Origin of the sequence: Afifella aestuarii (assembly GCF_004023665.1) — a bacterium.
Taxonomy (GTDB): Bacteria; Pseudomonadota; Alphaproteobacteria; order Rhizobiales; family Afifellaceae; genus Afifella; species Afifella aestuarii.
Map to the genome: position 1 here is coordinate 562,858 of NZ_SAUF01000002.1, position 14,153 is coordinate 577,010.

Sequence of the window (14,153 nt, forward strand, 5' to 3'; positions counted from 1 at the left end):
GTTAATGCGCCAGGCCGATCTCCGCCTTGAGCTTGGAAGCGGCGGGAGCATCGCTGCGCTCGAAGGGCGAATCGATGATGTGTTCGAGGCGCCGCTTCAAATCGTCCTTGAGCGGCTCGTTGAGCGAGATGATCTGCTCGCTCTTCAGGAAGTCGAGGATGAAGAAGCCATTGATTTCCGGCCTGAACAGGATGTCCGGCCGCCGCCGCTTCAGCTTTTCCGCCTGCACCGACTGCATGGAGATCTGGGCGGCGCCGATGATCGTCTCCAGCAGCCCCGGAACCTTGTCCGGGTCGCCGTTCGGCCCGCCGGCCACGTCGGAGGCCACGATCAGGGATTTGTCGAGACAGAGATCTATGGGCAGCGGATTGACGGCGCCGCCGTCGATCTGGATGCGCCCGTTGATCGACACGGGCTTGAAGACGGAGGGAATGGCGATCGAGGCGGCGATTGCCGGCCGGAGTTCGCCCGTCTCCATCACCGTCTCGCACCAGCCGTAGAAGTCGCAGGAGACGACCTTGAGCGGGATCTTCAGCTCTTCGAAGGTTTCCGGCACCACTTCGATGCCGGGCACGAAGTTCTCCAGCACCCGCAGCGTATCGAACTGCGCCTGCAACAGACGGCCGCGGAGGATGTCGCCGAAGCCGATCGGACGCGTCTGCCACAGGCGGGAATAGAGCTCTCGTCTCTGGCCGAAGAATTCGATCGCCCGCTCGCGCATCTCCCGACCGGACAGGCCGCTCGCATAACCCGCGCCGATGATGGCGCCGATCGAGGTGCCTGCGATCAAAGCGGGCTTCAGCCCGAGCTCGTCGAAGACTTCGCAGACGAGAATATGCGCCATTCCGCGGGCGCCGCCCCCGCCGAGCGCCAGACCGATATCGTGATTCAAGCTCATCCTTTAGCTCCCGGGCCTTCTCGCCCGCATCGGCCTCCCGCCTGCCTCTCCTCCCCGGTCTCTTTTTCGCTCCAACGGTTCGTGAGGAAGTTATCGTCTTCGTGAACCGTAGAGGCGCTGCATGAAGGTTTTACAACCAACGCGCGACAGCTGTTTTGGTGCCGCTTTTGGTCCTGCGGCCTGCAAAGCCATCATGACGTCTTGTTATTTGGTGCGCCTGAAGAGCACCTGAAAGCGCGTTCAGCCCCGGCGGCTCGCTGCCTCTCCGATGTCGGAACGGCAGAAGCCTTCGGGCCAGTCGATGCGGCCGACGGCTTCATAGGCCCTCTTGCGCGCCTCAGTGAGATCGGCCCCAATTGCGCCGACATTGAGGACGCGCCCGCCGGCGGCAAGAATGTCGTCATCGACGCGACGTGTGCCGGCGTGAAAGACGGTTGCTCCTTCGATCGCCGCGGCGTCCTCCAGCCCCTTGATGATGCTGCCCTTCTCGTAAGGGCCGGGATAACCCTTGGCGGCCATGACGACAGTGAGTGCCGGCTCTTTGCGCCAGGCGATGGAGGTGCGGTCGAGCGTGCCGGCGACTGCCGCATCGAGAAGCGCCAGGAGATCGCTTTCAAGCCGCATCATCAGAACCTGGCATTCCGGATCTCCGAAGCGGACATTGTATTCGATGAGTTTCGGGCCGTCGGCTGTGATCATCAGCCCGGCATAGAGAACGCCGCAGAACGGCATGTCTCGCTTCGCCATCGCGGCAAGTGTCGGCTCGATGATCTCCCGCATCGTCCGCGCCTGGGTGGCGACATCCATGACGGGGGCGGGCGAATAGGCGCCCATGCCGCCGGTATTGGGGCCCTCGTCGCCGTCATAGGCGCGCTTGAAATCCTGTGCCGTCGTCAGCGGACGTGCCGTCTTGCCGTCGCACAAGACGAAGAAGCTCGCCTCTTCCCCGACGAGATGCTCTTCGATGACGACCTGGGCGCCGTCCTCCAGAAAGACCGCTTCCACCGCCTTGCGCGCGTCTTCCGGCGTCGTGGCGATGGTGACGCCCTTGCCGGCGGCGAGGCCATCGGCCTTCACTACGACGGGCATGACGTGTTTTTCGACATAGGCGAGCGCGCTCTTGCGGTCGCTGAAGGCCTCGTAGCCGGCGGTCGGGATATTCTCCTGTGCACACAAGGCCTTGGTGAAGACCTTCGAGCCCTCGAGCTGTGCTGCCGCTGCACTCGGCCCGAAGGCGCGGATCTTCGCCTCCTTGAGCCGATCGACGAGGCCTGCCACGAGCGGGCCTTCCGGACCGACCACGACGAGGTCGATCGCTTCCTTGCGGCAGAAATCGACGACGGCGCGGTTGTCTGAAGAATCAAGTGGGACGCAGTCCGCCACATTCGCGATGCCGGCATTCCCCGGCGCGGCAAACAATTTGCTCAAGCGCGGCGAAGCCGCCAGCGCTCCGGCGAGCGCATGCTCGCGGCCGCCTCCTCCGATCAACAAAACCCGCACGTTTCAAGCCTCCTGAAGCGCTAAACCCCTCGCGCCTTATAGGTCGGGGTGATAAGCCGCAGCAGCCCATTCTTAAAGGGGCTTGACCTTCTCTCCCACTTTCGGTGAGCAAACGTCATGACAGACAATGCCGCACAGGGCGGAGCGCTCCCGGATTCCGTCTCCCGCCATTGGCTCGATCGGCTCGCTCCGGACTGGTTGAAGCCCTACGGACGGCTGGCCCGCTGGGACCGGCCGATCGGCTGGTGGCTGCTTCTGTGGCCGTGCTGGTGGTCGTCCGCGCTCGCATCGATTGCCGATGGCCGCGCGTTCCCCCCGATCTGGCAGCTCATCCTGTTCCTCATCGGCGCCGTCGCGATGCGCGGGGCAGGCTGCACCTACAACGATCTCGTCGACCAGGATATCGATGCCAAGGTAGCGCGCACGCGCGCCCGGCCGATCCCGTCGGGGGCCGTCAGCCTCAAGCGGGCACTTCTGTTTCTCTTCCTGCAATGCCTGGTTGGGCTTCTCGTCCTCATTCAGTTCAACGCCTTCACCATCGGCCTTGGCTTCGCCTCGCTCGTCTTTGTGGCGGTCTATCCGTTCATGAAGCGGGTCACGAACTGGCCGCAGGTCGTGCTCGGCATCTCGTTTTCCTGGGGCGCGCTCGTCGGCTGGGCGGCAATCTTCGGCTCGCTCGGCTGGGCGCCGGTGCTGCTTTATGCCGCCGCGATTTCCTGGACCGTCGCCTACGACACGATCTACGCGCATCAGGACAAGGAAGACGACGCCTTGATCGGCATCGGCTCGACGGCTCAGTTCTTCGGCGCCCATACGCGCCGGGCTCTCGTCGGCTTCTTCGGTCTCGCTGTGGCGCTGCTTTTAGGCGCGGTGATGCTCGCCGGCGGCGGCTACTTTGCCTATCTCGGGCTCTTGGGCGTTGCTGCGCATTTTGCCTGGCAGGTGGCGACGCTCGACACCGAGGATGCCGACAATTGCCTGCTGCGCTTCCGCTCAAACCGGGATGCCGGGGCCATCATCTTTGCGGGCCTCTGCCTGGACGCGCTGTTCAAGGCTCTTTTCGGCTGACATCCAGATCGCCCGGCCAAGGCCGGGCACGGGTTCTTGCAAAAATCTGCCGGGGGTGGGATCAGGTGCGCGCGATCAACTCGTCGCCGTTGATCGGCTCCTGCTCGTCCAACCCGCCGATCCGGCGACGCGCCAGAAAGCGTGGGCGTTTCGTGTTGCGCAGGGGGCGCCGGGTGCGCAGCTTCGAGCGGCCTCCGTCGAGACGCTTCGAGACGTGAACGTCGCCGGCAAAGCTGCTCTTCAAATGCGCGCTCAGGGCGTCACGGAAGGTCTTGGCCTCCTCCAGTGGCAAGGTCTGAGCGAGGGTGAGCGTCAGCCCAGGGTCGTCATGCTCGACGACGATGCAATAGCCCCCGATCTCGCGCACGAGGCGGACGCCGTTGAAGGCGCTGTGGGCGACATCGAGGAGGCAGCGCATGCCAGCGACGGTGCGCTCGACCACGACGCGTTCGCTGGCGAAAAGCGCCACCGCCCGTCCGCCTTCAGCCGTCGTCGCCGCATACCATCCAAAGGTCTCGAAGACGGCGGGCCGCCGCGTTTGGCAACCCGTTGTCTTGTCTTCGACCAGTTTCTGTTCTGTTTGACGCATGTTTTTTTGCCCGGCCTGTTTGGCTCTTTCCTCGGCTTTTGCCGATTTGATAGCCGAGAGGATCGCGCCTCGCATCTGCGGATTGCTTAAAGGGCTTGGTTAAGACTGTGTCTCTGTCTGTGAGGGTAAGCGAACTCTGAACATTGCGCTTTTGCGACGGCGCACGATATGGCAGTGCGATGGATCAATCTGACACTCAAATTCCGGCCGACGAGACGGAGCGCAATCGCGCCGATCGGACGCTTCTGGCAGATGCCGCGCGCCGCGCCGGCACGCTTGCGATGCGCCATTTCCGGCACGATCCGGAGAACTGGAGCAAGGCCGGCGGCTCGCCGGTCTGCGTGGCCGACATGGAGGTCGATGCCTTTCTGCGCGAGGCGCTTCTGGCCGCTCGGCCGGATTATGGTTGGCTTTCCGAAGAGACGGCGGACAATCCGCGCCGGCTTGAATGTCGCAGCGTATTCGTGGTCGATCCGATCGACGGAACCCGAGGTTTCCTCGCCGGCGATCCGCATTGGTGCATTTCGATCGCCGTCGTGCGCGACGGCCGCCCGGGCGCGGCGGTGCTTTTTGCCCCCGCCCTCGATCGCCTGATGACGGCGACGCTGGGCGATGGGGCGAGCGAAGACGGTGAAAAAATCACGGTGGCGGACCGTCACACTTTGAGCGACTGCGCCATTGCCGGGCCGAATTCTTGGTTCAAAAGCGAGGTCTGGCGCGAGCATTCTGTTAGGCCTTCGCGGTATTTGCCCTCGCTCGCCTGGCGCTTTGCCAACGTGGCTGACGCATCTTTCGATGCGGCCTTCGCGCGCCCTCGGGCACATGACTGGGATCTTGCGGCGTGTGATCTTTTGGTGCACGAAGCCGGTGGCCGGCTGACCGCGTTGGACGGACGGCCGCCCGTCTACAACCGGGCGGAGCTGCGGCATGGAACGCTTGCTGCCGCCAATCCGGGACTGCAGGACAAATTGCTTGCCGTTCTGCGCCGGGTCGAAGAGGAGCGCGCGGCGCGCGCCGGGATCTCTCACTGATCAAGGGCCATATATGACCTCTGAACCTCGCGAAACGAAAAGCGGACAGCTTCTCCACCTCGTTTTCGGTGGCGAACTGAGCGATCTGCGCGGTCTTCATTTCACCGATCTCGAAGCGCTCGACATCGTCGGCGTCTATCCGAACTACGCCGAGGCCTACAAAGCCTGGAAGGAAAAGGCGCAGATGACGGTGGACAATGCGCATATGCGCTATTTCATCGTGCATCTGCACCGATTGCTCGATCCTGAACATGACCCAAAGCGGTAGTTCCGGCGAAATCAGCCGGGACGGTGGCAGCGATACTCTGACGGTCGAGGACATCTCGGCCTATGCCGTCATGCGGCGGCTTCTGGTCGACATTCTCTGGCCGCATCGTCGCGTCCTTTTCGTCGCGCTGATCAGCATGGTTGTCGGCGCGGCGACGTCTGGCGCCGTGCCGTTCCTGATTCAGGTCGTCGCGGACGAGGTGTTCGTCGCCAAGAACGAAATGCTTCTCTATCTGCTGCCGGTGGCGATCATCCTCGTCATGGGCGTGCGCGGCGTTGCCGATTGGACGTCCAAGGTCACCGATGCGTGGCTCGGCAACAAGGTCGTCTCCGAATTGCGCATCCGCATGTTCGAGACGCTGACGAAGGCCGATCTCGCCTGGGTGGAGCGCACGCATTCGGGCCGCTTCGTCTCCGCTTTCGTCAACGACGCCGATATCGTCCAGCGCGCGGCCGCCAAAACCATGACAGCGCTCGTCAAGGATTCGCTGACGGTGCTCTTTCTGACGGCGTCGATGTTCTACATGGACTGGCGGCTGGCGCTCCTCGTCTGCGCGGGCATGCCGTTCGCCTATTTGTATCTGACGCGCCAGCGCAAGCGCATTTCCGGCTCCGTGCGGCGCTCGCTCAAGGAAGCGGGCGATCTCGGCAGCATGCTGACGCAGACGCTGCAATCCCTGCGCGTCGTCAAGGCCTATCGCCAGGAGCAGCGCGAGGCCGAGCGCTTCCACGTCATCGTCGACAATATCGTCCGCTATCTGATGAAGACGGCGCGCTCACGTGCTGCCGTCGGCCCGGTCACCGAGACGCTTTCGGGGGTCGGCATCGCCGCCGCGATCTTCTATGGCGGCTGGCAGGGGATTTACGGCAACGTCTCGCTTGGCCACTTCGCCGGCTTTTTGACGGCTGCGATGCTGACCTATCCGCCGATGCGCACTCTGGCCCAGACCCAGGCGCAGCTTTCTGAGGGCGTGACCGCGGCAAGCCGCATCTTTGCCGTGATCGATCATTCCGCGATCGTCGCGGAAAAGCCCGGCGCCAAGCCGCTCAATGTGCGCGAAGCACGCATCCGCTTCGAGCATGTCGATTTTTCCTATGACAACGGCACGCCGGTCCTGCGCGATTTCGACCTGTCGATCGAACCGGGCCAGAAAGTCGCTTTGGTCGGGCCAAGCGGCGCCGGCAAGAGCACCGTTCTCAATCTCGCCTTGCGCTTTTTCGATCCGAGCGGCGGACGCATTCTCATCGACGGTCAGGATGTTCGCGACGTCACCTTGCCGAGCGTGCGTGGTGCATCTGCGCTCCTGACGCAGGACCCTGTTCTGTTCGACGAGACGATCCGGACCAACATCGCCTATGGATCGGAAGAGGCGTCGCAGGAGCAGATCATCGAAGCGGCCAAAGCCGCTGCGGCGCATGATTTCATTTCCCGTCTGCCGAACGGCTATGAGACGCATGTGGGCGAAGCCGGGGGGCGGTTGTCGGGCGGCGAACGGCAGCGTGTGGCTTTTGCGCGCGCCATGCTGCGCGATGCCCCGATCCTGCTTCTCGACGAGCCGACGAGCGCGCTCGATGCGGAAGCCGAAGCCAAGGTGCAGACCGCTCTCGACGGATTGCTGAAAGGGCGCACGGTTCTGATGATCGCGCATCGCCTGTCGACGGTGAAACGGGCCGATCTCATCTGCGTCATGGTCGAAGGACGCATCGTCGAGCGTGGCAGCCACCACGAGCTGATCGCCAAGAACGGCGCCTATGCGCGCATGTTTCACACGCAGTTCGTTGGCGAGGCACCAGCCTTGGCGGCTGCCGGACGCTGAGCATGTTGAAGACACTTGCGCGGAACCCCAAAGTGTCCCGGTTCGTGGGACGCGCGGCCGGCGCCTATCTGAGATTCGTGCGCCGTACGACGCGTTTTGCGACCGACCCCGCGGAGCCTTATTCCAAGATCGAGGGCAAGCTGCCGATCATCGGTGCCTGCTGGCACGGGCAGCATTTCCTGGTGCCGCTGATGCGGCGCGAGGGGCACGACTTCGCCGTGCTCGTCTCCCGCTCCGCCGATGGAGCGATCAATGCCGCCGCGGTCGAGGCGATGGGACTCAAGGTGGTGCGAGGTTCCGGCGGTCGCGACCGTTTGAAGGCCGCCAAGAAGGGCGGCGTCGCAGGATTTCTCGGAATGCTCGATGCTTTGGAGCATGGCCTGTCGGTGGCACAGACCGCCGATGTGCCGCGGGGCACCCCGAGGCGTTGCGGCGAGGGCGTGGTCAAACTCGCACAGCATTCCGGGCGTCCGATCGTGCCGCTTGGCGTCGCCACGAAGTGGCGCATCGATCTTGGCAGCTGGGACCGGGCCCGCATTCCGCTTCCCTTCGGGCGCGGCGGCTTTGCGCTCGGCGATCCGATCTTCGTTCCCGCAAAGGCGACGCCGGAAGAGCTGGAAGCCCTTCGGCTGTCGGCCGAGGAGGGCTTGAATCAAGTTCTGGCAAAGGCGGAAGAGCTCGCGGGGATCGCCCATGCGTGAAATCGACGGCCCCCCGATGCAGGAAATCGACGGACGTGGTTTCTGGGACCGTGTCGCCTTTGCCGCCTGGCGCAGCGCCGGCCGGCTCGTCGAGCCCGCTGCGGCCCTGCTTCTGCGCGAGCGCGAGCGACGCGGCAAGGAAGAGGGCGAACGACTGGCGGAGCGCCGCGGCATTCCCGGTCGCAAGCGGCCGGCAGGGCCGCTCGTCTGGGTGCATGCAGCGAGTGTCGGCGAGACGAATGCTGTCCTCGCTTTGATTTCGGCCATGCAGGAGGAGGGGCTCGGCATCCTTTTGACGACCGGCACGGTGACCTCGGCAAAGATCGCCCGCGCCCGGCTGAAGGGCAACGCCATCCACCAATATGTGCCGCTCGACGTGCCGCGCTATTGCGCCCGCTTCGTCCAGCATTGGCGGCCGGGACTGGCGATCTTCGTGGAATCGGAGCTGTGGCCCGTCGCCATGGACGAGCTGTCGCGGCATGGCGTGCCGCTCGTCGTCGTCAATGGCCGCATGTCCCCGCGCTCTTTCCGACGCTGGCGGCAAAGCGGCCCGCTCGGACGGTCGATCATGCGGCGCATCTCGCTGTGTCTCGCGCAGACGGGCGATGACGCAGCCCGCTTCAAGGCGCTCGGCATGGACAAGGTCATGGTCAGCGGCAATCTCAAATTCGATGCGCCGGAACCGTCCGCGCCGGCGGCGGAGCTTGCCGCCTTCCGTGAAACCATCAAGGGACGGCCCGTCTTTCTGGGCGCGAGCCTGCATCCGGGAGAGGACGAGCAGGTTCTGGCCGCTGCGGAGAAGCTGCGCGCCGTGCGTCCCGATCTTCTAACGATATTGGCGCCGCGCCACCCGGAACGGGCCCCGGCGCTGGCTGATCTTTGCCGCAATGCGGGGCTGACACCCGCTTTGCGCTCGGCCGGCGATATGCCCGACATGACGAAACCGGTCTTCATCGCCGACACGATCGGCGAGATGGGGCTGTGGTACCGGCTGGCGGACGTGACTTTTCTCGGCGGCACCCTCATTCCGCATGGCGGGCAGAACCCGATCGAGCCGGCGAAACTCGCAGTGCCGATCCTGCACGGACCGCATACGGCGAATTTCGCCGAAATCTTCGCGGCGTTGCGCACGGCCGACGCCGTCGGCGAAGTGAGCGGGGCGGATGATCTCGCCGCCCAGGCCGAAGCGCTGTTCGCCAATCCCGAGCACCGGCGCCAGCGCGTCGACGCAGCCACGCATTGCATCGAAAGCCTGACGGGCGCGCTGGAGCGGAGCCTCGACGCGTTGCGTCCCTATCTGCCGGTAAAACCGGCCGTCGCCCGGGTCGGCGAGGTGGGCTGAGCCATGCATGCGCCGTCCTTTTGGTGGCGGAAGGGCGCAGCTCTCGGCCGGGCGCTCGCCCCGGCAGGCTGGTTATATGGCTGGTTCACGGCCCGGCGGATGCGCCAACCCGGTGAGGCGGCGACATGCCCAGTTCTGTGCGTGGGCAATTTCACACTCGGCGGTTCCGGCAAGACCCCGCTTGCCCTGAGGCTCGGCCGCCTGGCGATCGAGAAGGGGCACAAGCCCGGATATCTGTCACGCGGTTATGGGGGCTCGACCAAGGGTCCGCTCGCAGTCGATCGCAGCCGTCATTCGGCGAACGAGGTGGGCGACGAGCCGCTGCTTCTGGCTTCCGTTGCGCCGACCGTCGTGGCGCGCGACCGTGTCGCCGGCGCAAGACTTCTCGCAGAAAAAGGTGCGGACCTCGTCATCATGGATGACGGCTTTCAAAATCCGAGCCTTACGAAGACGGTCTCGCTCGTCGTCGTCGATGGGGCGAGGGGGACGGGCAACGGCTTCGTCTTTCCGGCGGGACCGCTGCGCGCGCCCATGAGGTCGCAGCTTCCGCTCGCCGACGGCGTCTTCATCATGGGCGAAGGTGAGCCGGGCGATGCCGTGGCGGCGACGGCCGAAGCGGAAGGCCTGCCGGTCTTCCGCGGCATGCTGCGCCCAAGCGGCCGCGGCGCATGGCAGAATGAAAGGTTTCTCGCTTTCGCGGGGATCGGCGCGCCGGAGCGCTTTTTTCGCTCGCTTGAAGACGTGGGGGCCGTGGTTGCGATACGGCAGCCATTTCCCGATCACCACCCCTACAGCGAAGAGGATTGTCGGAGGCTCGTCGCAGACGCCGAGCGCGCCGGCCTGAAGCTCGTGACAACGGAAAAGGACGCCGCGCGTCTCACCGGACAAGGAGGGGCGCGGCAGGCGCTCTATGAGAGGCTCACCGTGTTTCCGGTCGAGGCCGATATTCCCGAAAGGGAAGCTCTGTGGGCCTGGCTCGCCGAGCGCCTCTTCTGAGGCGACGTGTGCCTGCGGGCTATCCGGCCGCCTTGGCGTCGCGCAGCTCGAGCTCGCGCTTCAAGGACGCCGCCGCATCGGCATAGGGCTCCTGCCGGTCGACGCTCCAATAGCGCAGCTCCGAAAGCGGTATGTGCGTGCCCGTGACGGCACATGTCACGAACGTGCCGGGAACCGTCACCTGGAAATCTCCATCGAGATAGCGGATTTTGGCCTCGCCGCCGGGGCCTATGCCTTCATATCTGTTCATGATCTCTAACTAATGGCTTTTGGACGGGAATTGAAGCCGCATCAGGCCCGCTCGGTTTCACGCGCGGGCGGTGGCGGAACGTGGTCGTCGTCTTCTTCCTCGTCGCGCGCGCGGTGTTTTTCCGGCGGGACGAGAGGTTCGGGCTCGACCTTCTGCGGATGCATCAGGTGACGGCCGGAGGAGAAGTCGCCGCTCCTCTGCCAGGAGAGCCTCTCCGCATCGCGCCGCCGCACATCTTCGAGCGTCGCCTGGACTTCTTCGCGATCGAAGCCGATCGCCATCAGCGCTTCGCCGCCGAAGACGAGGCCCGATTCGTAGGTCTCTCGCAGCTCGTAATCGACGCCCTTTTCGATGAGTTCGAGCGTGTGCGCCCGGTCCCAGGCGCGCGCATAGATCTCCGCCTGGTCGAACTCCGCGACGAGAATGTCGACGATCCGGTTGGTGGTTTCCCGCTGGTCGACGCAGACGCAAATGAGCTTGGCTTCCTCGGCGCCGGCGGCGCGCAACACGTCGATGCGGGTGCCGTCGCCAAAATAGATGCGGAAGCCGAAGCGGGCGGCCTGGCGGATGCGTTCCGCATTCGCCTCGATGATCGTCACATTGACGTTGCGGGCGAGCAGCACCTGACTGACGATCTGTCCGAAGCGGCCGAAGCCGATCACCAGCACCTCGCCGCCGGCTCCCTCGAAATCCTCTTCCATGGCGTCTTCGTCCTCTTCGATGAGGAGGAATTTGCTGAGCCAGAGCGACAGTGGCGTGAGCGCCATGGAGAAGGTGACGATCGCTGCGACGAAGGAGGTCTCGGACGGCCAGAGCGCCCGTGTGGCGGCCGCCGAGGCGAAGAGAACGAAGGCGAATTCACCGGCCTGAGGCAACAGGGTGGCGGTGCGGACCGCATTGTTGTGGCTGGCACCGAAGAGCCGGTTGAGCCCGTAGAGGATCGCGCCCTTGAGGAGCATGACGATCGGCACGACGAGGAGGATGCGCCACCAGGCCACGAGCACGCTCGACAGATTGATCGACATGCCGACGGCGATGAAGAAAAGGCCGAGAAGGAGCCCGCGAAAGGGCTCGATATTGGCCTCCAGCTCGTGGCGAAACGAGGAATCGGCAAGCATCACACCGGCGATGAAGGCGCCCATGGCCATCGACATGCCGGCCATGTCCATGATGGCCGCGGCTGCGAGCACGACCAGAAGTGCCGCGGCGGTCATGATTTCGCGCGCCTTGGTGGCTGCGAGGAGGCGGAACATCGGATTGAGCAGAAAGCGGCCCGCGAGAAGCAGGAGGCCGGTGGCGACAACGAGCTTGATCACCTCCACCAGCCCGCTCGAGGCCGCATTCTCCGTATTGCCTGGCGACATCAGCGGCACCAGAGCCAGAAGCGGCACGATGGCGATGTCCTGAAAGAGCAGGATGGAAAAGCTCTTCTGCCCATAGGGCGTCTTCAGATCGTTCCTTTCCGCCAGATCCTGCATGCCGTAGGCGGTCGACGACATGGCGAGACCGAAGCCGATGATCAACGCCGGCTCCAGGCGCCAGCCGAACAGAAAGAAGCCGAGGCTGAGGACGATGCCGGTGATGCCGACCTGGGCCGCGCCCATGCCGAAAATATCGCGCCGCATCGTCCAGAGCTTCGAGGGCTTGAGCTCGAGGCCGATGATGAACAGGAACATGACGACGCCGAGCTCGGAGACGTGCAGGATCTGTTCCGGCTCGCTGATGAGGCGCGCCAGCGGGCCGATGATGACGCCGGCCGCCAGATATCCGAGAACGGAGCCGAGGCCGAGACGCTTGGCGAGCGGCACCATCAGCACGGCTGCTCCAAGCAGGATCAGCGGCTCGGCAAAGAGCACAGCATTGGTGGCGCCGGCGGCTTCCGCGACGGCTTCCGCTGTTGAAGCGGCCATTCCAGTCAGCCTCGAAGGATTTGTATGAGACGATACAGTCTTAATGCCGCCGCTTGAAGAGGGCGAAAGTGTAAGAGGGCCAAGACTTGCGGCAGTATCTTAAAAAAAGCCGTGATCGAGGGGCGTCGTTGGCGCTGCGGCTTGAGGTGAGCGGACGCATCAACCTCTATTTCCGCCGCGCGAGGCCGTCGCGCGGCAGGTTGTCGTGTTGCAGGAAGCGCGGCCCGTCATAACGGACCGCGCGAAAGTCCTGGATTAGAGTGCTTCGAGAACTGCAGCTGCCGTCGACTTCTCCGCATCTGACGGCGCGTCTTCGACGTAGATCGATTTCACCACACCATCTTCCACAATGGCGGCAAAGCGTGCGAGCCGGGTCCCGAGGCCCGCGCCCGACCCGTCGATGGCAAGGCCCGCCGCCTTCGCAAATTCGGCATTCCCATCGGAAAGGAAGGGGATTTTGCCGGTGGCGCCGGTCGTCTCGGACCAGGCCTTGAGCACGAAGGGATCGTTGACGGCGACGAGCGCGATCGTGTCGACGCCGCGCTCCTTGATCGCGTCGTAATGCTCCAAAAAGCCGGGCAGATGCTTGTTCTGGCAGGTCGGCGTGAAGGCGCCGGGCACGCCGAACAGAACGACCTTCTTGCCGGGAAAGATCTCGTCCGTGGTGCGCTTTTCCGGGCCGTTTTCGCCGGAGACGAAGAAGGTGGTCCCTGGGATGCGATCGCCGGCGGAAAGGGTCATGAAGATCTCCTGATGGTAGAAACACGCAAAATCGAGGGGCGCCGCGCTGTTTGCGGGCGGCGTAGCTCCGATTTAGGGCGGCGCCGGGACGTTTGAAGTCGTGAGCGCGAAGAGAGTGTTTCGTTAAGGAAGCTTCATCGACTGCTCGATCGCCTCTCCGCCGGACACGAGGGTGAAGTGGATTTCCTTGCCGGAGAGAGCTGCAGCCTCCTCGGCGTTCGAAAAGCGCAGGTGATAGATGAAATTGGCGCCCTCATGTGTGCCAAGCTCGGGGACCGGCAGATAAGCTCCGTCCGGCGCTTCCGCGAAAAGAACCGGCGCTTGCTTTGGCGCCCCCTCCGCCACCACCAGGATCGTCACCTCGCTGCCTTCGAGCTGCGGGCTCTCGATCGCGAGGCCGGCCGCGGGACCCTGCTGCGGCAGTTCGGTGAGAGCCTCTTTGAGGGCGATACGAGAGCGCGGATCGTCCTTTGGCTGCGGATCGACGGTGAGCGTGGCCGCGCCGTCGGCGGGAATGCAGACGTCCTTGCACACCCCGTAGAAAGCCGAGAGTTTGAGGACGACGGGTTTGGCCGGATCGTCCGCCGTCACGAGGACCGGAAGAGCCGCCCGATCGAAATAGACTGCCGATATGCTGGTGCCGTCGTCATAGCGTTCGGGCGCGGGATAGAGCACCTGCGCGGAGCGCAGGTTTTCGGATCCGGAAAAATCGAAACGCGGGGGAATGCCGACATCGCCGGGGCTGCGCCAATAGGTGTGCCAGCCGGGTTCGAGCTCGATTTCGATCCCCGCCATCACCTCGCCGTCGACGGGCGACGCGATCAGGCGGAGACGAGAGCGCTCCCCCTCCGACCAGTCGGATTGTGCGGCTGTGGCCTGGCCGGCAAAGATGGCGAGGGCCAGGGAGATGATTAGGGGGGTAAGAAGAAAACGTCGCTGCATACGACCACCTTGCATATGACCCAGACGGGCGGCCAATCTCTTCCGCGCTCTTATGGTCATTTCTTGGTGAGGCAAAACCCCGCCGAGCCTGTTCAAGCGCT

General features: G+C 64.3%; 14 protein-coding genes. 7 read left to right on the top strand and 7 right to left on the bottom strand.

Annotated elements, in window-relative coordinates:
- Position 1: 1 nt before the first annotated feature.
- Both EO094_RS10990 and purD read right to left on the bottom strand, forming a co-directional pair.
- On the bottom strand, positions 2–898 hold the full coding sequence (locus EO094_RS10990) for a patatin-like phospholipase family protein (protein WP_128292342.1): 897 nt from the start codon (positions 896–898) through the stop codon (positions 2–4).
- A 240-nt stretch (positions 899–1,138) separates the two neighbouring features.
- The gene (gene purD, locus EO094_RS10995; protein ID WP_128292343.1) at positions 1,139–2,398 is read right to left on the bottom strand and encodes a phosphoribosylamine--glycine ligase; all 1,260 of its coding nucleotides are present in this window, start codon (positions 2,396–2,398) and stop codon (positions 1,139–1,141) included.
- 117 nt (positions 2,399–2,515) lie between these two features.
- Between purD and ubiA the strand changes: the two genes are divergently transcribed.
- Positions 2,516–3,466: a 4-hydroxybenzoate octaprenyltransferase gene (gene ubiA, locus EO094_RS11000; RefSeq protein ID WP_128292344.1), complete on the top strand. Its 951-nt coding sequence runs from the start codon at positions 2,516–2,518 to the stop codon at positions 3,464–3,466.
- Positions 3,467–3,527: 61 nt separating this feature from the next.
- Here the strand turns inward: ubiA and EO094_RS11005 are convergent, their stop codons facing one another.
- Positions 3,528–4,055 carry a hypothetical protein gene (locus tag EO094_RS11005; RefSeq protein ID WP_128292345.1) on the bottom strand — a complete coding sequence of 176 codons (528 nt, stop codon included), beginning with the start codon at positions 4,053–4,055 and terminating at the stop codon, positions 3,528–3,530.
- Positions 4,056–4,234: 179 nt separating this feature from the next.
- On the opposite strand from EO094_RS11005, the gene EO094_RS11010 reads away from it, so the two are divergent.
- From EO094_RS11010 to lpxK, 6 genes are read left to right on the top strand one after another with little or no spacing between them, the layout of a single operon-like run.
- A complete protein-coding gene (locus tag EO094_RS11010) occupies positions 4,235–5,086 on the top strand; it encodes a 3'(2'),5'-bisphosphate nucleotidase CysQ (protein ID WP_128292346.1) in 852 nt (283 codons plus the stop codon).
- 13 nt (positions 5,087–5,099) lie between these two features.
- The gene (locus EO094_RS11015) at positions 5,100–5,354 is read left to right on the top strand and encodes a DUF4170 domain-containing protein (protein ID WP_128292347.1); all 255 of its coding nucleotides are present in this window, start codon (positions 5,100–5,102) and stop codon (positions 5,352–5,354) included.
- Positions 5,338–7,170, top strand: coding sequence for an ABC transporter ATP-binding protein (locus tag EO094_RS11020; protein ID WP_164879632.1), 1,833 nt, complete (start codon positions 5,338–5,340; stop codon positions 7,168–7,170). Before EO094_RS11015 ends, EO094_RS11020 begins: the two co-directional genes overlap by 17 nt.
- Positions 7,171–7,202: 32 nt before the next feature.
- Positions 7,203–7,871: a lysophospholipid acyltransferase family protein gene (locus EO094_RS11025; RefSeq protein ID WP_205649890.1), complete on the top strand. Its 669-nt coding sequence runs from the start codon at positions 7,203–7,205 to the stop codon at positions 7,869–7,871.
- Entirely contained in the window at positions 7,864–9,213 is a 1,350-nt protein-coding gene (locus tag EO094_RS11030) for a 3-deoxy-D-manno-octulosonic acid transferase (protein WP_246008468.1), read from the top strand. Before EO094_RS11025 ends, EO094_RS11030 begins: the two co-directional genes overlap by 8 nt.
- A 3-nt stretch (positions 9,214–9,216) precedes the next feature.
- On the top strand, positions 9,217–10,209 hold the full coding sequence (gene lpxK / locus EO094_RS11035) for a tetraacyldisaccharide 4'-kinase (protein WP_128292350.1): 993 nt from the start codon (positions 9,217–9,219) through the stop codon (positions 10,207–10,209).
- 19 nt (positions 10,210–10,228) lie between these two features.
- On the opposite strand, the gene EO094_RS11040 is transcribed toward lpxK, so the two are convergent.
- From EO094_RS11040 to EO094_RS11055, 4 genes are all read right to left on the bottom strand, one after another.
- The gene (locus EO094_RS11040) at positions 10,229–10,462 is read right to left on the bottom strand and encodes a DUF2093 domain-containing protein (protein ID WP_164879668.1); all 234 of its coding nucleotides are present in this window, start codon (positions 10,460–10,462) and stop codon (positions 10,229–10,231) included.
- 38 nt (positions 10,463–10,500) lie between these two features.
- A complete protein-coding gene (locus EO094_RS11045; RefSeq protein ID WP_128292352.1) occupies positions 10,501–12,369 on the bottom strand; it encodes a monovalent cation:proton antiporter-2 (CPA2) family protein in 1,869 nt (622 codons plus the stop codon).
- Positions 12,370–12,624: 255 nt separating this feature from the next.
- Positions 12,625–13,110 (bottom strand): peroxiredoxin, encoded by a 486-nt coding sequence (locus tag EO094_RS11050; protein WP_128292353.1) that lies wholly within the window; start codon positions 13,108–13,110, stop codon positions 12,625–12,627.
- Between the two features lie 123 nt (positions 13,111–13,233).
- Entirely contained in the window at positions 13,234–14,052 is an 819-nt protein-coding gene (locus EO094_RS11055) for a protein-disulfide reductase DsbD domain-containing protein (protein WP_164879633.1), read from the bottom strand.
- Positions 14,053–14,153: the final 101 nt, after the last annotated feature.

What these genes read in the sequence shown, in the direction of transcription:
- ubiA (WP_128292344.1), top strand. Translation starts at nt 2,516, where the DNA reads ATGACAGACAATGCCGCACAGGGCGGAGCGCTCCCGGATTCCGTCTCC.
- EO094_RS11020 (WP_164879632.1), top strand. Translation starts at nt 5,338, where the DNA reads ATGACCCAAAGCGGTAGTTCCGGCGAAATCAGCCGGGACGGTGGCAGC.
- lpxK (WP_128292350.1), top strand. Translation starts at nt 9,217, where the DNA reads ATGCATGCGCCGTCCTTTTGGTGGCGGAAGGGCGCAGCTCTCGGCCGG.
- EO094_RS11015 (WP_128292347.1), top strand. Translation starts at nt 5,100, where the DNA reads ATGACCTCTGAACCTCGCGAAACGAAAAGCGGACAGCTTCTCCACCTC.
- EO094_RS10990 (WP_128292342.1), bottom strand. Translation starts at nt 898, where the DNA reads ATGAGCTTGAATCACGATATCGGTCTGGCGCTCGGCGGGGGCGGCGCC.
- EO094_RS11055 (WP_164879633.1), bottom strand. Translation starts at nt 14,052, where the DNA reads ATGCAGCGACGTTTTCTTCTTACCCCCCTAATCATCTCCCTGGCCCTC.
- EO094_RS11050 (WP_128292353.1), bottom strand. Translation starts at nt 13,110, where the DNA reads ATGACCCTTTCCGCCGGCGATCGCATCCCAGGGACCACCTTCTTCGTC.
- EO094_RS11005 (WP_128292345.1), bottom strand. Translation starts at nt 4,055, where the DNA reads ATGCGTCAAACAGAACAGAAACTGGTCGAAGACAAGACAACGGGTTGC.
- EO094_RS11010 (WP_128292346.1), top strand. Translation starts at nt 4,235, where the DNA reads ATGGATCAATCTGACACTCAAATTCCGGCCGACGAGACGGAGCGCAAT.
- EO094_RS11030 (WP_246008468.1), top strand. Translation starts at nt 7,864, where the DNA reads ATGCGTGAAATCGACGGCCCCCCGATGCAGGAAATCGACGGACGTGGT.
- EO094_RS11045 (WP_128292352.1), bottom strand. Translation starts at nt 12,369, where the DNA reads ATGGCCGCTTCAACAGCGGAAGCCGTCGCGGAAGCCGCCGGCGCCACC.